We start from the raw sequence: 19,128 nt of genomic DNA, 5'->3' as shown, positions 1-19,128 counted from the left end.
TAGCGCGATGCGGCAAAACGCTCTTATCCTGTGCACAACAACGCATTCCGGCAACGGGCTGCTCACGCAAAATTAAGAGGGTGTTTTGTATGGAACTTTACCTTGATACCGCCAACGTCGCGGAAGTTGAACGTCTGGCCCGCATCTTCCCTATCGCGGGTGTCACCACCAACCCAAGCATTGTGGCGGCAAGCAAAGAATCCATCTGGGATGTGCTGCCGCGCCTGCAAAACGCCATTGGCGAAGAGGGCATTCTTTTTGCCCAAACCATGAGCCGCGACGCGCAGGGCATGGTGGAAGAAGCTAAACGTCTGAGCAATGCCGTACCGGGTATCGTGGTGAAAATTCCCGTTACTGCTGAAGGTCTGGCCGCCATCAAGTTACTGAAAAAAGAGGGTATCACCACCCTGGGAACCGCCGTGTACAGTGCTTCGCAAGGTCTACTGGCCGCGCTGGCTGGCGCAAAATATATCGCGCCTTACGTTAACCGCATTGACGCTCAGGGCGGCGACGGGATCCGCACGGTACAGGAACTGCAAACGCTACTGGAGCTACATGCGCCAAACAGCATGGTACTGGCGGCCAGCTTTAAAACCCCGCGTCAGGCGCTGGATTGCTTACTGGCAGGATGTGAAGCAATCACCCTGCCCTTAGACGTAGCGCAACAAATGCTCAATACCCCTGCGGTAAAGTCAGCAATAGAGAAGTTTGAGCAGGACTGGAACAACGCATTTGGTCACATCAACCTGTGAGGGAAATAAAGTATGGATCGCATTATTCAATCACCTGGTAAGTACATCCAGGGTGCCGATGTTATTACCCGTCTTGGCAGCTACCTCAAACCACTGGCAGAACGCTGGCTGGTCGTTGGGGACAAGTTTGTCTTAGGCTTCGCACAATCCGCGCTGGAAAAAAGCTTCCAGGATGCCGGACTGGCGCTGGAGATCGCGCCTTTTGGCGGTGAATGTTCGCAAAACGAAATCGACCGTTTGCGCGGCGTGGCGGAAAAAGCGCAGTGTGGCGCAGTACTTGGTATTGGCGGCGGGAAAACGCTGGATACCGCCAAAGCGCTGGCGCATTTTATGGGCGTGCCTGTCGCCATTGCGCCAACCATCGCCTCTACCGATGCACCGTGCAGCGCCCTGTCCGTCATTTACACCGATGCGGGTGAATTCGATCGCTATCTGCTACTGCCGAACAACCCGGACAGGGTCATTGTTGATACTAAAATTGTTGCGGGCGCACCGGCACGTCTGTTAGCCGCAGGCATCGGCGATGCGTTGGCGACCTGGTTCGAAGCGCGTGCCTGTTCACGCAGCGGCGCAACCACCATGGCGGGTGGTCAGTGCACCCAGGCGGCGCTGGCACTGGCTGAGCTGTGCTTTAATACACTGATAGAAGAAGGTGAAAAAGCGATGCTGGCAGCCGAGCAGCGCGTGGTTACACCTGCGCTGGAGCGCGTTATTGAGGCCAATACCTATCTGAGCGGCGTCGGTTTTGAAAGCGGTGGTCTGGCAGCGGCTCACGCCATTCATAACGGCCTGACGGCGATCCCGGATGCGCATCATTACTACCACGGCGAGAAAGTGGCGTTTGGTACGCTAACGCAGTTGGTGCTGGAAAACGCGCCGGTCGATGAAATCGAAACCGTGGCGGCACTCTGTCATTCCGTTGGGTTGCCGATTACCCTGGCGCAACTGGATATCAAACAGGATATCCCGGCGAAAATGCGCATTGTGGCAGAGGCTGCCTGTGCTGAAGGCGAAACCATCCACAACATGCCTGGCGGCGCAACGCCGGATCAGGTGTATGCCGCATTGCTGGTCGCTGACCAGTATGGGCAGCGTTATCTGCAAGAGTGGGAATAACCTGCCAATAAAAAATCCCCGCAATCACGGGGATTTTTTATTCATACCATGCCGGATACGCGCAAGCGCCATCCGGCGTTTTTGTTTACAGCAGATCGAAACGATCCAGGTTCATCACTTTCACCCATGCCGCCACAAAGTCCTTCACGAACTTCTCGTGCGCATCGCTGCAGGCATAAACTTCAGCCACTGCACGCAGTACAGAGTTAGAACCAAACACCAGATCGGCGCGAGTTGCGGTGTATTTTACTTCGCCACTCAGACGGTCACGACCTTCAAACAGCTCTTGTGACTCATCAACCGCTTTCCATTCGTAACGCATATCCAGCAAATTGACGAAGAAGTCAGTGCTGAGTACGCCAGGACGATCGGTAAAGACACCGTGCTGGCTGCCATCGAAGTTGGTGCCCAGTACGCGCATACCGCCCACCAGCACAGTCATTTCCGGTGCGGTCAGCGTCAGCTGCTGTGCTTTATCGATCAGCAGTGACTCAGTGGTTGATACGTCAGGGCGAGAACGATAGTTACGGAACCCGTCCGCAATTGGCTTGAGCAGTTCAAACATCTCAATATCCGTTTGATCCTGACGCGCATCCACGCGGCCCGGCGCAAAAGGAACATTGATGCTGACACCCGCAGCGCTTGCAGCCTGCTCCACGCCTACGACACCAGCCAGCACGATAATATCGGCCAACGACGCGGTATGGGCTGATTTATAGATGCCCTCTAACACGGGCAGTACGCGTGCTGCGGTAGCATTCACATCCCAACCACGCTGTGGGTCGAGCGCCAGACGAGCGCCATTCGCGCCGCCACGTTTATCCCCACCGCGGAAGGTTGATGCCGAAGCCCACGCTACCGATACCAATTCGCCCACAGACAACCCGGAAGCAGCAATGGTCGCCTTCAGGTTAAGAATATCCTCTTCGCTTGGGTTGAAGAACGCATGCGGCAACGGATCCTGCCAAATCAGATCTTCTTTTGGCACTTCCGGTCCGATGTAACGCGCTTTCGGCCCCATATCGCGGTGCGTCAGTTTAAACCACGCACGGGCAAAGGCTTCGTTGAACGCCTGCGGATCATTGAGGAAACGACGAGAGATCTTCTCGAACTCAGGATCGAAACGCAGCGTCAGGTCGGTGACCAGCATCGTCGGCTTGCGTTTTTTCTCAGGATCAAACGGATCGGGGATAATCTCCGGCGCATCCACCGCTTCGAACTGGATAGCACCAGCCGGACTGCGAGTCTGGACCCACTCATATTTGAACAGGTTCTCGAAGAAATAGTTGCTCCACTGAGTCGGCGTTTGCGTCCAGACCACTTCCAGGCCGGAAGTAATCGCGTCTGCACCCGCGCCGCTACCATAGCTGCTGGCCCAGCCTAAGCCTTGCGCTTCAATCGGCGCAGATTCAGGATCGGCCCCAACGTGGGAAGCTGCTGCTGCGCCGTGGGTTTTACCTAACGTATGACCGCCGCCAATCAGCGCCACGGTTTCTTCGTCGTTCATTCCCATGTTACCGAAGGTCGCGCGAATCGCCGCGGCCGCAGAAAGCGGTTCGCCGCTATGATCCGGCCCTTCCGGGTTCACATAGATAAGACCCATTTCGGTTGCGCCCAGCGGCGCTTTTGCCAGTTCTTCCGGGTGACGGTGGGTCAGCCAGGCTTTTTCATCACCCCAGTTTACGTCGAGATCCGGTTCCCAGACATCTTCACGACCCGCGCCAAAACCGAAGGTACGGAAGCCGGAGTTTTCCAGCGCCACGTTGCCCGCGAGGATAAACAGGTCGGCCCAGGAGATTTTCTGGCCATATTTCTGCTTGATTGGCCACAGCAGACGACGCGCTTTATCCAGGCTGACGTTGTCCGGCCAGGAGTTCAGTGGTGCAAAACGCTGTTGTCCGCGACCCGCGCCACCGCGTCCATCGATGGAACGATAGGTCCCTGCCCCGTGCCATGCCATACGGATAAACAAACCGGCATAAGAGCCCCAGTCAGCAGGCCACCACGGTTGAGATTCGGACAGAAGGGCTCTGAGATCCCCTTTCAGGGCAGAGTAATCAAGTTTGCTAAATTCTTTGCGGTAGTCGAAGTCCTCACCCAGCGGGTTCGAACGATTGGAATGTTGGTTCAAAAGATCAACGCGGAGTTGATTAGGCCACCAGTCGCGGTTACTTCTTCCAGCTCCCGCGCTGTGATCCGGCCCGCCCTGATGGAAAGGACACTTACCGGCAGTTGATGCGTTCTGGCTATCGTCGGACATGCTCATCTATATGCTCCCTTTACAGTGTTATGACTACGATATACACCACCAAAGATTAGATATAGTCGAAATAACCCACAGATTCGATAGCCAGATCCTTTTATATTTTTAGTTACAGAGATGTAGATCAAAATGATCAATAAAAAACCCTCCGCAGAGGGCTGACGTACTGATTATGCCGGTCTTACTCCCAGCGTGTGACAAATTGCGTAGCTCATTTCGGCGCGATTGAGAGTATAGAAATGGAAATCTTTCACCCCTTCGCGGCTGAGAATTTTCACCATATCCATGGCGATGTTTGCGCCCACCAGCTTGCGGGTTTCCGCATCGTCATCCAGGCCAGCAAACATAGTCGACATCCATGCCGGAATGCGGACGTTGGTCATGTCGGCAAATTTTTTCGCCTGTTTAAAGTTAGATACCGGCAGGATGCCCGGAATAATTTCCACATCGATACCCGCTGACACGCAGCGATCGCGAAAACGCAGATAGCTTTCTACATCGAAGAAAAATTGGGTGATCGCGCGATTCGCACCGGCATCAACCTTACGCTTCAGGTTCAGCAGATCGGCCTGAGCACTCTTCGCTTCCGGGTGTACTTCCGGGTAAGCCGCAACGGAGATATCAAAGTCCGCAACGTCTTTTAGCAGAGTCACCAGGTCAGAGGCATACATATCCGGTTTACCGCTTCCCGGCGGCAGGTCACCGCGCAGGGCAACAATATGACGAATACCGTTATTCCAGTAGTCCTGAGCAATAGTGCGCAGCTCATCGCGGGTCGCATCAATACAGGTCAGGTGCGGCGCCGCTTCAAGCCCGGTGCGATCCTTAATCCCTTTAATAATGCTATGCGTGCGGTCGCGCTCACCAGAGTTTGCACCGTAAGTGACTGAAACAAACTTCGGCTTCAGGCTGCTCAGGCGATCGATAGAGTTCCACAGGGTTTGCTCCATTTCACTGGTGCGCGGCGGGAAAAATTCGAAAGAAACGTTAATCTGCCCCTGTACTTCGGCCAGACTCTGATTCAGCGCTTCCCGCTGGTTGGCGTGAAAAAAGCTCATACCTTACCTCATCAATCTTTTGTCGTTATATGTTGTGTTGTGAACTGCTATACGTTTAGACGTCTAGATGTAAAAATGACGGAAAAGCACGCTGGCGTCAACACAAAAATCATCGTTAAAGGTGAGGAATACTCAGTCAACGTGAAAAAAATTCACATCAACCTGAAAGACCGAGGGATTGGTTCGCAACCGTCTGCAACCACTGCAACGTTGCTTCGCTCTCAGGCAGCATTACCAATCCCACGTGGATACGTAATGCGGAATCGGTAAGCGGCAGAAATATCACGCCCTGACGCTGGATAGCGGAAAAGGAGGCCGGGAGTAAACTCAGACCGTCGCCATGCGCGATCCGCGCCAGCAGCACGTCATGTTCCAGCGGCTCTTCAATACAGGCGGGAGAGTAACCGGCGCGACGAAAAATATGTCGGGTGTAATCAAAAAAGGCTGGGTTCCGTTCGCGTTTAAACCAGAACAGTGGCCGGTGGTTCAGCGTCGTTAATGAGAGTGACGGCAGGCTCGCCTCTGGCCAGATCGCGGGTAATGCGGCAATCATCGGCTCTTGCCAGCCAAGTTGCATAGCGGTAAGCCCAGGAGTCTCAAGCGGTAACGCCACCAGCGCTGCATCCAGTTTTCCCCGACGAACCTGCCGCACCAGCTCAGGCGAACCATGACGAACAATATGTAGTTTCTCCGTACACCCGTGTAGCTGCGATTCAAGCGAAGCAAAAACACCTTGTTCAAACGCCGTACTTAGCCCCAGGCGCAAAGAGTGCTCCCCAGCTTGCGCTAACTGACTCAACGTCGCGCAGGTTTCTTCGTACATCGTCAGCAGCGGACGCACTATTTCCAGTACGCGCAGACCATCTTCCGTCAGCGTCAAACCACGGGTATGACGGACAAAAAGCGTCATCCCCAGACGTTCTTCAAGCTGGCGAATATGGCGACTCAGCGGCGGCTGCGACATAAATAAACGCTGCGCCGCCCGGCTCATATTGTTCTCTTCCGCCACTACGGAAAAGTAACGCAGCAGGCGAATATCCAGAGTGTGCAAAGGCGATGTTGTCATACCGAAAAGGTATCACGGAAACGGTATTATCCCAATCATTCTGCACGCTCTATCCTCAGACCATATACCAGACAAATGAGGAAGAGATTATGCATTCAGAACGCTTTATTACCGGTCAGAAGATGCTGCAAAAAGTGGATGGTAAAGGGGGCGATGCGGTCGTCGAAAGTCTGCAAGATATTGCGCCAGACTTCGCCCGCTACCTGCTCGAATTTCCTTTTGGCGACATCTATTCAAGACCGGGTCTGGATTTACGCAGTAGAGAGATTGCTACCGTCGCGGCGTTAACGGCGCTGGGTAATGCCGCCCCGCAATTGAAGGAGCATATTGGCGCAGCATTACACGTAGGCTTAACGCAGGATGAGATCGTCGAAGTGATTATGCAGATGGCCGTATACGCTGGCTTCCCCGCGGCACTCAACGGCTTGTTCGCCGCAAAAGAGGTATTTGCCTCCCACAGAGGCTAAAACAACAGGCCAGCGGATTGTCTGCTGGCCTGAACGTGTTACTTTTTCACATCTTCCACGCGCATGCCTTTCAGTTGCTCATCCGTCAGCGTATTTCCCGCTTTGAAATAATCAACCACGGCATTAGAGACATAGTAACCGCCGGATGTATTACGCGCGGTGCCTTCGGTGAATGCCGTAAAACCATCACCGCCGTCTGCCAGGAAACTATTGGTGGCAATGTGATAAACCACAGCGTCCTCAATTGGCTTGCCGTTTAGCGTCAATACGGTGACCCGCTGGCCAACCGGTTTGCTGCTGTCGTACTTCATCTCAAACCCTTTGGATACCTGCAGTACGCCGTTGCTTAAACCTGCGCCGTGCTCCATCAAACTACGCAGTTGCTTACCGGTAAGATCCATCGTAGACAGCTCGTTCGGGAACGGGAAGGTACTAATAACTGCGCCCATCGTAATAGCACCTGACGGGATTTCATTACGAATGCCGCCTGAGTTGGTAAGCGCTAACTGGGTATCTTTACCCGCCGCAGCCAGTAATGCATCCGCCGCCAGATTCCCCAACGAAGAGGATTCCCCGTAAGCACGCGTCAGCTCAACCGGCGAGTTGGCAACCGTCTGTTGTACCACTTGATCAAGCTTTTTATTCCAGCCATCAATCACCTGTTTCGTCTGCGGATCGGGTTTCCACTCATCGGCGTAGATCGTCTTCAGCTCGAAATTCTTCACGGTATATTGATGCGATTTTTGCTGGTAATCCAACACCAGTTTACCGACATCAATACCGCCGCTGTCGGTGGAGAGAATTAAGGTATTACCGACTTTAATCGGCTCTGGCGTGCCCACATGCGCATGGCCGGTGATCAGGATATCCAGGCCATGCACCTGACCTGCAGTCTGGATATCTTTATCCAGCGCACGACGCACATCTGTACTTCCCTGGCTGGACTGACGCGCCGGCGTACCTTCGTGGATCAACGCCACCGTCAGATCGACCTTACCTTTTAATTCATCGATATAACGTTGCAGCCACTTCACCTCATCCCGCGCCTCAATGCCAACGCGCGTCGCAGCCGAAACCGTATCATCAAAAGCAAACACACCGTGCAGACCTATGACGCCAATCTTTACGCCATCTTTTTCAATAATGGTCCAGGGCTTATCCCAAAACATTTTGCTGCTGTTCTGGTAAAAGATATTGCCCTGCACAATGGGGAATTTCGCCTGGCTCAGTTGCAACAACGTATTATCCCAGCCGTGATCGAACTCATGATTCCCCATAGTGACGGCATCGAAATTCATCGTATTCATGATATCGATAATCGCCTTGCCCTTTGTCAGGCTGCTGATGTACGGCCCGGTGAAGTAATCACCCGCGTCAAAGAACCAGGTCGCGCTATTTTTCGCTTTTTCCTGCTTCACCATCGTCGTGATATTGGCCCAACCGCCAATATCGCGTGTGCCATTAGCAATCCACGGGACTTTATAAGGTTCGACGTGGGCATGGAGATCGTTGGTATAGATAATCGTGACGTCTTTCGCTGACGCCCATAACGGCAGCGATACCAGAACACCGACAGCAAGCATTTTTAACTTCATAATCAATCCCTTTCAGTCATATAAAGAATCGCTACGTTACGTTCTGAAAGGTTTTTTTATGTGAGAAGACTCACACCCATCGGTAATAGTTGCAGGGCAAAATCAACGACCATTAAAAATCGTTGGTAATGCGATGACTTCTCTGTTCACCATCAACTGCTGCAAGTCTTTTGGCTGCAAAAATCTGGGGCTGGCAAACTCAGTTGATTACAGCTGGCCCGATTACCGACTGGGCTACGCCGCCCTGCACTGCCGGGCATGCGGAAGTTATCCCCCGCTGTTTAACGCTGAACATTTCCGCGAGTGGTTGGCCGCCTGTTTTACACATTTTGCAATTAACAGCGGTCTTTTTTGCCCAAATTGCTATCAGCGGGAACCGATCCGTTATGGACATAACCCACAGGGAACCCAGCGCCTACAGTGCCGGAGCTGTAGAAAAGTCTGGACCCCCAGACAACCGCCATCGACGACTATTGATCCGCCAGAACAAATAGTGACGGTGCCGCTTATCGTCCCTTTTCAGGGCGCAAGTGCAGATCAGAAACTGTATGTATTACTCAGTTTTGATGCTATTCGCGGCAATATTTTGCATATTTCCAGCAACTTTTCCCCTCATTCTGTTGGCAAGTCATTAGTTTACCGCTGGCGCGGGATGGTCGAGGCCACAGCGAATCATGACGATGTTATCCAACGTGTAAATCAGCGAGAAACGCAGTTTTTACGTCGCAGCCAGTTTGACGAAATTCAGTACGGCAGCGCGATGCTCAAACGTAACGCCAGCGGTAAGATTTTACGCCCGGTCATTACCACGCATGGGCATTTCCGCGTTCTGAGCCATCTCTGGCCAACGGTTAAAATGCACATCATCGCCCACGAATGCTTTCTGCGCGGCGCTGTGATTACCGCATGGGCGGAACAATTTCGCGAACATCACGCCTCGCTTTGGTTTGTGGATGAAGAAATGGGCGACGACCAACGCACCATGCCCTGGCAATTACTGGGCAAAAGTTATCAGGGATGGTGGCAAAACCAGTGGCAGATTTGGCAACAGAACAACAGGCGTAAAATGGTGTGTTTGTTAACGGAGGGACAGGTTGAAAAAGGGGCCTCGATAACGCTGAGGGCAAGTCATCATTTTATCGCCTGGCTGCAGCAACAGCCGGAATTTCGGGATAGCGCCCGTTACTCGGCCCATGCGGTGTTTCAGACGATAAGGACGCTGACGGAGAAATACAACATCCTGATCACCCAGAGTGATTTGCCCGGTGGCGCTGCCGCTTCCCGGGCCTATGGTTCGTGTCATAGCCAGGCCGGATAAGCGTAAGCGCCATCCGGCAACGCAAACTACAGCAACTGCGCCAGGCGGTTGATATCCGATTGAATGGCTCCGGCGGTCACATCGCGGCCTGCGCCAGGTCCGCGAATCACCAGCGGGTTATCGCGATACCAGCGGCTTTCAATGGCGAACACATTATCGCACGGCAACAATGCCGCCAGCGGGTGCTCAGAACGTACCGCTTCAACACCCACACGTGCTTTACCGTTAGCGTCAAAACGCGCCACATAGCGCAGCACCAGCCCCATTTCACGCGCCGCTTCCAGACGCTGCACCATCTGCTCGTTCAGTTCATCGCCATTTTCAAAGAAATGGTCAATAGAGCCTTCTTCACAATGCGCAGGCACCAGCGACTCCACGCGAACCTGATCCGGCTCGATGTCGTAACCCGCTTCACGCGCCAGAATCACCAGCTTACGCATCACATCCTTGCCGGAAAGATCCACGCGCGGGTCTGGTTCGGTCAGCCCCTGCTGCCACGCCTGATCCACCAGATCGGTGAATGGCACCGTGCCATCAAATTGCAGGAACAGCCACGACAACGTGCCAGAGAAGATCCCGCTGATCGACAGAATGGTATCTCCACTATCAATCAGATCGCGCACGGTATGGTTGATCGGCAAACCTGCACCCACGGTGGCGTTATACAGCCAGTGACGACCGGTTTTTTCAAACGCATCATGAATTTGGCGATACTTATTACTGCTGCTCGCACCTGCCAGTTTGTTGGCGCTGATAACATGGAAACCGTGGCTGGCGAAATCCAGATATTGATCCGCCAACTGCTCGCTGGCGGTTACGTCCAGCACCACTAAGTCATCATACGGGTGGGCGCGCATCCACAGGAACAACGACTCTTCATCCTGTTCCACTGCCTCATCATCAAAGAAAGCCAACGCGCGGCTGGCATCCAGCCCTTCATAATTCAGCAAGCTACGGCGGCTATCAACCACGCCTGCCAGCACAAACTCTAATCCGGTACGCGCCGAGAGCGTACTTTGCTCACGGGCGAATAGCTCCAGCCAACGTGATCCAATATTCCCCTTCCCGAACAACACCAGGCCAATACGTTTTTCCGCGCGGAAAATTGACTGATGCAGACCTTGGATCAGGCTCTCCGTCGGTCCAGTACGCAGTACGGCGACCAGGCTGATGCCCTCCTCCGACTGCCAGGTGAACTCAACCGGCTGACCTTTCAGTTGCTGCCAGAAGCGGTGGCAGTGCAACGGGTTACGGGTGACGCCCGCCCCGACCATCGCCACCAGCGCCAGCCCTTGACGCAGACGCAGCTCTCCCGGCAATCCGGCCTCATCAAGAATTCTCAACGCGCCGTCAGCGACTTCGGAGGTATAGCAAAATTGCAGCAGTTGGCGATCGGGATGTACACCCACCGCCAGCGGACGCACCTGGGTGCGTTTTAAAATCTGGTCGACCTCTTTGTGGGCCAGCTTAAAGTCCTGACCGGTGGGAACCTGAAACTCAATCAGGCAGACGTCGTCATGACTGGTCACGATACGCGCCCCGGTCCCGGAAGCCAGCACGCGTTCAATACGCGTTGAACCTTGCTCCGGCGTATAGCTACAACGCAACTGGAGATCAATATCACTGCCGGAAACCGGCTGTAAGGTACGGGCATGGAGGACCGGAGCCGCCAGACGCGCCAGTTCGCTGGCTTCATCCAGACGCAGCAGCGGTAGCAGGCAGGCATCTTTCACTTTACGCGGATCCGCACTGTAAACCCCGGCGACATCGCTCCAGATAGTTACGCGAGAAACCCCAGCCAACGCGCCAACCTGCGTCGCCGAGTAGTCAGAACCATTACGCCCCAGCAGTACCGTTTCACCGGCGTTGCTACGGCTAATAAAACCGGTAACGACCAGGCGTTTACCCGGATGTTGCGCCAGCAGTTGCTGCAGCAAAGGGTAAGAGAGACCTTCATCCACCTGCGGCTGAGCGCTACGCTCCGCACGTAAAAAATCGCGCGCATCCAGCCAGGCCGATTCCATACCTTGTTGGTTAAGGACGGCGGACATCAAACGCGCCGACCATACCTCACCGTGTCCGACAACTTCAGCATAAACGGCATCGTTCACGCCGCTGTCGAGTAATCCGGCCAGACGCTCCAGGTCGTGAATAAACGCACCGATCAGGCCGTCGGCCACTTCTGGTGGTAACAAACCGCTAATCAGCTCGCTCTGATAGCGACGTAACGTCTGCTGAACCTGATGCGCAGAAAGACGATCGGTCTGGCTTAACTTCAGCCAGCTAATCAACTGGTTAGTGGTACTGCCTGCGGCTGAAACAACCATCATGTCATCAGGCTGCGAGTACTCCGCCATAATGCCTGCGACACGCAGATAACATTTCACATCAGCCAGACTACTACCACCAAATTTGTGCAGTTGACGACCCTTCGCCCCTGCCTGCGCAATCACACTCATGTTTACCCCTTGTTTGCAGCCCGGAAGCCATTTTCCAGGTCGGCAATTAAATCTTCGCCATCTTCAATACCGGTGGAGATACGCAGCAGCGTTTCCGAAATCCCTGCCGCCGCGCGCGCTTCTGGCGCCATTCCCGCATGTGTCATGGTTGCAGCGTGGGAGATCAGACTTTCAACACCTCCTAACGATTCCGCCAGCGTAAACAATGACAGCCCGCCAAGGAAGCGACGCAGCGTTTGCTCATCGCCATCCAGTTCAAAACTCAGCATCGCGCCAAAGCCTTTTTGCTGACGCGCGGCAATCTCATGCCCCTGATTATCCGGCAATGACGGGTGATACAATTTTTTCACCAGCGGCTGCGTTTGCAGATAATCAACAATCGCCTGAGCATTACGTTGCGCCACCTCCATACGCGGTGACAGAGTACGTAGGCCGCGCAACAGCAGATAACTATCAAACGCGCCGCCGGTCACGCCAATATTGTTCGCCCACCACGCCAGTTCAGTGACCGTTTCCGGATCTTTCGCTATCACCACGCCAGCCACCACGTCTGAGTGACCGTTTAAATATTTCGTGCATGAATGCAACACCAGATCGGCGCCCAATGCCAGTGGATTTTGCAGTGCCGGGCTTAAAAAAGTGTTGTCTACCACGCTGACTGCACCAGCTTCACGCGCCAATTGACAGATTTTCGCAATATCCACCACGCGTAGTAGCGGGTTGCTGGGGCTTTCTACCAGCACCAGCTTCGGTTTTTCCGCCAGCGCCGCCTGCAACGCCCGCTCATCGCCTTGATCGACAAACAGTACGCGATAACAGCCACGCTTTGCCAGACTGTCAAACAGGCGATAGCTGCCACCGTAACAGTCGTGCGGCGCGACCAGCAGATCGCCAGGTTTCAGGAATACCGTCGTCACCAGATGAATCGCCGACATACCGGTATTGGTTAGTACCGCGCCCGCGCCACCTTCCAGTTCTGCCAACGCGCGCTGAACCACATCGCGCGTCGGGTTACCGCGGCGTGAATAGTCATGGGCGCGAGGTTCATTAAAACCGGTAAAGTTATAGGTACTGGAGAGGTGAATCGGCGGGACAACGCAACCGTACTGTTCGTCGTCATTTAATCCGCTACGCACTGCGATGGTGGCCTGTTTACGCGTCATATTGAGGAGATCCTGGCTGAGTCGGTGAAAAGTCAGGCACCAGATTAATCATAGTTACAATAGACGTCAATACATCTGGACATCTAAACTTCTTTGCGTATAGATTGAGCAAACCGCAAATAGCCGTTAAAATTATATGCATTAGCGTACATCCGCGTCGGCTTACTTCGTGTCAGGGCCGCGCCACTACGATAAACTACGCGCAATTATGGTCCGGGCTCAGGTTCTGGCCTCAATATTAATGACGAAGAGGATTAGGTATCTCATGGCTGAATGGAGCGGCGAATATATCAGCCCATACGCTGAGCACGGTAAGAAGAGTGAGCAAGTAAAAAAAATTACGGTTTCCATTCCTCTGAAGGTGTTAAAAATCCTTACCGATGAACGCACGCGTCGTCAGGTGAACAACCTGCGCCACGCCACCAACAGCGAACTGCTGTGTGAAGCGTTTCTGCATGCTTTTACCGGGCAACCACTACCCAACGATGACGACCTGCGTAAAGAGCGCAGTGATGAAATCCCGGAAGAAGCAAAGGTAATCATGCGTGAACTGGGTATCAACCCGGAAACGTGGGAATACTAATTGTTGAAGAAAGATGAAAGAAGGCGGGATTGCTCCCGCCATCTTTCACAACGCTACTTACTAATTCCATTGAGTTTATTCAATGTTTCTTCCATTTTGAGCGTTTCTTTACGGTTCAATGGATAGCAATAAATCAGAATGACCGCCGCCAAAAACAGGCACAAAGCCGGCAGGAGATTCGCCATCGTATAAATATTTTCCTGCACGATGCTGGTTTGCACAGCCCCACCCGTTGAGGAAGATTGATAACCAATGATGGCCAGCATAAAGCCGCCAATAGCCCCGGCGCACGCCTGACCAACCTTGCGGGCGAAGAAGTTCACGCCATAAACGGTACCATCCTCACGATCGCCAGTGACATACTGGTGATAATCACAAACATCAGTCATAAACGCCCATATCATCAGGTTGAATAACCCCGCACCCAGCGTCGCCAGAAACAGGAAAACCAAATAGACTTTCGCGTCGGTAATGTGGACGAAGTACATAATCAGATACATCGCTACCGCAAAGAGCAACGCGCCTACACTCGCTTCTTTTTTACCAAACCGCTTCGTGAGCCAGGATGCCGATGGCGCCAGCAAAACCAGAGAGCCAAAGGTAAACAGCAATGCAACGGACATGGCCTCTTTGTTATGGAAATAGTCATTAAACAGGTAGGTCATATTGGTCCCGGACAACCCCTGATTAATCACAATCAGCAGATCCACCACAACCAGAACAATCAGTGCCTTGTTGCGTAACAACCCCTTCAGTAATACCGACACGGGCATGCTCTCTTTTCTCTCCACACGCACGCGTTCCGTCGTTAGTTGACAGGTTAGGGTTAAAAAGATAAAGCCCAGCACTGCGCAACCAATGGCAATCCAAAAGAAATGCTGCCCGGAAATCACCTGGCTTCCGTCCACCAGGGTGGTGTACATCAGAATTGGAATAAAAAAGCCGGTTGCCCCGCCGCCGATGGCAGACCCAACGCTGCGCCAGGTTGAGAGCGAAACACGATCTTCCGGGTTCGAGCTGATCGCCGCAGACATGGCACCATACGGGATACTGACCGTCGATAACAACGAACCGTAGATAAAATAGGAGCAGCAGATGTAGATAATTTTCGCCGTATAAGAGAAATCATTCACAAATGGCAGGAACAGGACGACCGCAATGATGCAGAAAGGATACTTCATACGGCGCACCCACGGGTTAAACCGTCCATGTACCGTTAGTTTAGAGGTATCACATAAACGCCCTACGCCAACGTCGACAAACGCATCAAAGAGTTTGGTTACAAAATAGAGCGAGCCTACAATAACGCCGGAAATACCGAGTACGTTAGTGTAATAAATCATTAGAAAACTGTTCACCAACCCAAGAATAAAACAGGTTCCGAGGTCACCACACAAATAACCAAATTTATCTCTTAATCCGAAAGGCCTGAAAGCAATACTTTGATTACTTCCGATTGTAGTTCCATCATTAGACATGATGTCAACTCCTTAGACTCATTATTCACGCAAACTATATGTATATACCGATGCTCAGCGTAATAAACCGCTATGAAGAGTATTAATGGTCAGAAGTTATAACCGAGACCGACACGATAACGAGTCTGACGATCGTCTGTGGTGGTGGTGTTGTAACCGGAGGAAACGTTACCCACCTCAACAAATGGAATCCAGGAACCTATTTTATAAGCCACACGGAAGTTATATTCATAATCGTCTTTGCGGTTGTTATATAAATCTTCGCTATCGGCAATTTTATAAATACCGTTAAGCTCAAACATCCAGTCATGAATGTTATAACCGAGCCATGCTTCCGGACGATAGACCATGCGGTCATCCTTGCCGTCAGTGTTTCTGCGCATGTACTCCTGACGATAGCGGAACGCAGTCCACCAGCAGTCATTGATATTGTACTGTACGCGGATATAAGGTTTATAAATCGTGATGTTATCGCCCGTTTCAATCGCAATACCCGGCTGCCAGATAAGATCCCGCCAGGTAAACTGGTAGCTTGCCGTATACTCGTTGCCATTACTTTCCATATTATTCCACGCATCATTAGATTGCGTATCTTCGGAACGTGAAATAGCTTCAACTGCAACACCAAAACCAGTCGCAAAACGATGAGACATATAAACACGATCGTAATTACGCCCATCGTCATAATATTCATGACGATAATCAACATAACCCGCTTGCGCGGCCACAGAGAATAATGGAATCAGTAATAACGCAGATTTAAATTTCATGACCATCCCTCTTCACACTAAATCAAGGAAATTACCCATCTCGTTCCGTCCATTAATGGGAAACGATGAAGGATTAAGAATAATTTTATATTTCGACGAAAGTGTATTTTAGAAAGAAAGCAGAAACCTTTGGTATTTTGCCAACAATTAGCATGAGTGGCAAAAACCAGAAGATAAAAAGGACGCAGATCACCAGTAGAAACATTTTACCTAAAAAATAAAAACACTGTTTTATTTATTAAATAAAAGACACTATTCAACACATCAATATAAATTTCAGTCTTCAGGCGCAGATACAAAAAAAGCGCCGTAAGGCGCTTTTTTCTGACAGCTGAAACTTACTTGCTGCCTGGGATGCTGAAACGCTTGTTGAAGCGATCAACACGGCCACCGGTAGCAACATCACGCTGCTTGCCAGTATAGAACGGGTGGCACTTGCTGCACACGTCAAGGTTCAGATCGTGACCGACAGTAGAGCGGATTTTAATGACGTTACCGCAAGAGCAGTTTGCAGTAATTTCTTCGTATTTCGGGTGAATATCTTTTTTCATGGGAAAACCTCGGTTTAAGGCCGCGTCGCTCTTCCAGCCCTAACGCCAGACACCACGCGATGTTAATTATTCCCCGTCACCTTTCACACTGCATCAACAGCTTGAAATTCTCGGGTAATGGTCATTGTTTGACGCAATCAATTTGCATCAAAGGCGGCGAATCATACAGAAATTAACCTGCTCATGCAAACTGATCCGCATTCTACCCTTCACTAATGTGTATACTAACCCGCCAGATTTCAAGTCAGGATGATTCAATGCCCGTTGCGCACGTTGCCTTACCCGTTCCGCTACCTCGCACCTTTGACTACCTCCTGCCGGAAGGCATGAGCGCCAAAGCCGGGTGTCGTGTACGCGTGCCTTTTGGCAAGCAGCAGGAGCGCGTGGGCATCGTCCTTTCCGTCAGCGAGCACAGCGAACTGCCGCGGAGCGAATTAAAAGCCGTTCTCGAAGTGCTGGACAGCGAACCGGTCTATTCGACCTCCGTCTGGCGTCTGCTGTTATGGGCAGCTGACTATTATCATCATCCTATTGGCGACGTGCTGTTTCATGCCCTGCCGATTCTGCTACGCCAGGGACGCCCGGCTACCAACGCGCCCATGTGGTACTGGTTTGCCACTGAAGAGGGCCAGGTTATTGATCTCAACGGCCTGAAGCGCTCTCCCAAGCAGCAGCAGGCGCTGGCAGCATTACGCCAGGGAAAAATCTGGCGCGACCAGGTGGCAGAGCTGGAATTTAATGACGCCGCCTTGCAGGCGCTGCGTAAAAAAGGCCTGTGCGATCTGGCAAGCGAAACGCCAGGATTTAGCGACTGGCGTACGCACTACGCGGTTTCCGGTGAGCGTCTGCGGCTGAATACCGAACAGGCTACCGCTGTCGGGGCGATCCACAGCGCTTCTGACAGTTTTAGCGCCTGGCTATTAGCGGGCGTGACGGGATCGGGTAAAACAGAGGTCTATTTAAGCGTACTGGAAAATGTGCTCGCCCAGGGCAAACAAGCACTGGTAATGGTGCCGGAGATTGGCCTGACGCCGCAAACTATTGCCCGGTTTCGCGAGCGCTTCAATGCGCCGGTCGAAGTCCTGCACTCGGGTTTAAATGACAGTGAACGTCTTTCGGCATGGCTGAAGGCGAAAAATGGCGAAGCGGCGATTGTTATCGGCACTCGCTCGTCGCTGTTTACGCCGTTTAAAAATCTGGGCGTGATTGTCATCGACGAAGAGCACGACAGCTCTTATAAACAGCAGGAAGGCTGGCGCTATCATGCGCGCGACCTCGCGGTTTATCGCGCCCATAGCGAACAAATTCCCATCATTCTCGGCTCAGCCACCCCAGCACTGGAAACGCTGTGCAACGTGCGGCAGAAAAAATACCGCATGCTGCGCCTGACGCGCCGCGCCGGGAATGCCCGCCCAGCCACTCAGCACGTACTGGATCTGAAAGGTCAGCAGGTGCAGGCCGGACTCGCCCCTGCGCTTATCGCCCGTATGCGTCAGCACCTGCAGGCGGATAATCAGGTGATCCTGTTTTTGAATCGCCGGGGCTTTGCTCCTGCCCTGCTGTGTCACGATTGTGGCTGGATTGCTGAATGCCCGCGCTGCGATCACTACTACACGCTGCATCAGGCGCAGCACCATCTGCGCTGCCACCACTGCGACAGTCAGCGTCCGATACCGCGTCAGTGCCCTTCCTGCGGCTCAACGCATATGGTTCCGGTAGGACTCGGCACCGAACAGCTTGAGCAGGCTCTGGCGCCTTTTTTCCCCGGCGTGCCAATCTCACGCATCGATCGCGACACGACCAGCCGTAAAGGCTCGCTGGAGCAGCATCTGGCGGAAGTACACCGCGGCGGCGCGCGGATCCTGATCGGCACGCAAATGCTGGCAAAAGGCCACCATTTCCCGGACGTCACCCTGGTGGCGCTGCTGGACGTTGACGGCGCGCTGTTCTCCGCAGATTTCCGGTCGGCAGAACGCTTCGCCCAGCTTTATACGCAGGTTTCCGGGCGTGCCGGGCGCGCCGGGAAACAGGGCGAAGTGGTGCTGCAAACGCACCACCCTGAACATCCGCTGCTGCAAACCTTGCTGTATAAAGGTTATGACGCCTTTGCCGAACAGGCGCTGGCCGAGCGACAAACGCTCCAGCTTCCCCCATGGACCAGCCATGTCATCGTGCGGGCAGAAGATCACAACAACCAGCATGCGCCGATGTTCTTGCAGCAGTTACGAAATCTGATTCAGGCCAGTCCGCTGGCCGATGAAAAACTGTGGGTGTTAGGCCCGGTTCCTGCCCTGGCACCCAAACGTGGCGGTCGCTATCGCTGGCAAATTTTGTTGCAGCACCCGTCGCGAATTCGCCTGCAGCATATCGTCAGCGGCACGCTGGCGCTGATTAATACATTACCCGATGCACGTAAGGTTAAATGGGTGCTGGATGTCGATCCCATCGAGGGATAATCCCTCACGATGCGAGGCGGATCGTAAAATTAA

Annotated in this window: 15 protein-coding genes; 6 read left to right on the top strand and 9 right to left on the bottom strand. The window is 52.9% G+C overall.

All coding sequences use genetic code 11. The annotated features are described in order from the left end of the window. Window positions 1–89 precede the first annotated feature (89 nt). Both fsa and FDW92_RS20035 read left to right on the top strand, forming a co-directional pair. Complete coding sequence (gene fsa, locus FDW92_RS20040) at window positions 90–752, top strand: fructose-6-phosphate aldolase (RefSeq protein WP_042313359.1); 663 nt, start codon at window positions 90–92, stop codon at window positions 750–752. A 12-nt stretch (window positions 753–764) separates the two neighbouring features. Beyond that, entirely contained in the window at window positions 765–1,868 is a 1,104-nt protein-coding gene (locus FDW92_RS20035) for a glycerol dehydrogenase (protein WP_042313362.1), read from the top strand. An 85-nt stretch (window positions 1,869–1,953) separates the two neighbouring features. On the opposite strand, the gene katG is transcribed toward FDW92_RS20035, so the two are convergent. The 3 genes from katG to FDW92_RS20020 all read right to left on the bottom strand — a co-directional run bounded on the left by katG (window position 1,954) and on the right by FDW92_RS20020 (window position 6,255). After that, window positions 1,954–4,134 carry a catalase/peroxidase HPI gene (gene katG, locus FDW92_RS20030; protein ID WP_042313364.1) on the bottom strand — a complete coding sequence of 727 codons (2,181 nt, stop codon included), beginning with the start codon at window positions 4,132–4,134 and terminating at the stop codon, window positions 1,954–1,956. 167 nt (window positions 4,135–4,301) lie between these two features. Then, on the bottom strand, window positions 4,302–5,189 hold the full coding sequence (gene metF / locus FDW92_RS20025; RefSeq protein WP_038636049.1) for a methylenetetrahydrofolate reductase: 888 nt from the start codon (window positions 5,187–5,189) through the stop codon (window positions 4,302–4,304). 157 nt (window positions 5,190–5,346) lie between these two features. Continuing rightward, window positions 5,347–6,255 carry a LysR family transcriptional regulator gene (locus FDW92_RS20020; RefSeq protein WP_042313366.1) on the bottom strand — a complete coding sequence of 303 codons (909 nt, stop codon included), beginning with the start codon at window positions 6,253–6,255 and terminating at the stop codon, window positions 5,347–5,349. A gap of 89 nt (window positions 6,256–6,344) precedes the next feature. Between FDW92_RS20020 and FDW92_RS20015 the strand changes: the two genes are divergently transcribed. Beyond that, window positions 6,345–6,722 carry a carboxymuconolactone decarboxylase family protein gene (locus FDW92_RS20015; RefSeq protein ID WP_042313368.1) on the top strand — a complete coding sequence of 126 codons (378 nt, stop codon included), beginning with the start codon at window positions 6,345–6,347 and terminating at the stop codon, window positions 6,720–6,722. Window positions 6,723–6,760: 38 nt separating this feature from the next. On the opposite strand, the gene FDW92_RS20010 is transcribed toward FDW92_RS20015, so the two are convergent. Further along, a complete protein-coding gene (locus FDW92_RS20010) occupies window positions 6,761–8,317 on the bottom strand; it encodes a bifunctional UDP-sugar hydrolase/5'-nucleotidase (protein WP_042313371.1) in 1,557 nt (518 codons plus the stop codon). A 133-nt stretch (window positions 8,318–8,450) separates the two neighbouring features. Between FDW92_RS20010 and FDW92_RS20005 the strand changes: the two genes are divergently transcribed. Next, window positions 8,451–9,635, top strand: coding sequence for a hypothetical protein (locus tag FDW92_RS20005; protein ID WP_042313374.1), 1,185 nt, complete (start codon window positions 8,451–8,453; stop codon window positions 9,633–9,635). 26 nt (window positions 9,636–9,661) lie between these two features. Here the strand turns inward: FDW92_RS20005 and metL are convergent, their stop codons facing one another. Both metL and metB read right to left on the bottom strand, forming a co-directional pair. After that, entirely contained in the window at window positions 9,662–12,094 is a 2,433-nt protein-coding gene (gene metL / locus FDW92_RS20000) for a bifunctional aspartate kinase/homoserine dehydrogenase II (protein ID WP_042313376.1), read from the bottom strand. Window positions 12,095–12,096: 2 nt separating this feature from the next. After that, the gene (metB, locus tag FDW92_RS19995; protein ID WP_042313378.1) at window positions 12,097–13,257 is read right to left on the bottom strand and encodes a cystathionine gamma-synthase; all 1,161 of its coding nucleotides are present in this window, start codon (window positions 13,255–13,257) and stop codon (window positions 12,097–12,099) included. A 265-nt stretch (window positions 13,258–13,522) separates the two neighbouring features. On the opposite strand from metB, the gene metJ reads away from it, so the two are divergent. Then, entirely contained in the window at window positions 13,523–13,840 is a 318-nt protein-coding gene (gene metJ / locus FDW92_RS19990; RefSeq protein ID WP_003825168.1) for a met regulon transcriptional regulator MetJ, read from the top strand. Between the two features lie 53 nt (window positions 13,841–13,893). Here metJ and FDW92_RS19985 read toward each other — a convergent pair whose 3' ends face one another. From FDW92_RS19985 to rpmE, 3 genes are all read right to left on the bottom strand, one after another. Continuing rightward, window positions 13,894–15,318, bottom strand: coding sequence for an MFS transporter (locus tag FDW92_RS19985; protein WP_042313381.1), 1,425 nt, complete (start codon window positions 15,316–15,318; stop codon window positions 13,894–13,896). Window positions 15,319–15,407: 89 nt separating this feature from the next. Next, entirely contained in the window at window positions 15,408–16,088 is a 681-nt protein-coding gene (locus tag FDW92_RS19980) for an oligogalacturonate-specific porin KdgM family protein (RefSeq protein WP_042313383.1), read from the bottom strand. Window positions 16,089–16,426: 338 nt separating this feature from the next. Continuing rightward, entirely contained in the window at window positions 16,427–16,639 is a 213-nt protein-coding gene (rpmE, locus tag FDW92_RS19975) for a 50S ribosomal protein L31 (protein ID WP_003028810.1), read from the bottom strand. A gap of 257 nt (window positions 16,640–16,896) precedes the next feature. Between rpmE and priA the strand changes: the two genes are divergently transcribed. Beyond that, complete coding sequence (priA, locus tag FDW92_RS19970) at window positions 16,897–19,095, top strand: primosomal protein N' (protein WP_042313385.1); 2,199 nt, start codon at window positions 16,897–16,899, stop codon at window positions 19,093–19,095. The last annotated feature ends 33 nt before the right edge of the window (window positions 19,096–19,128 follow it).

Source organism: Citrobacter sp. wls706 (genome assembly GCF_005281305.1).
Lineage (GTDB): Bacteria > Pseudomonadota > Gammaproteobacteria > Enterobacterales > Enterobacteriaceae > Citrobacter > Citrobacter werkmanii.
The sequence above is the reverse complement of the archived record's forward strand: the minus strand, read 5'-3'. Positions and strand labels throughout refer to the sequence as shown.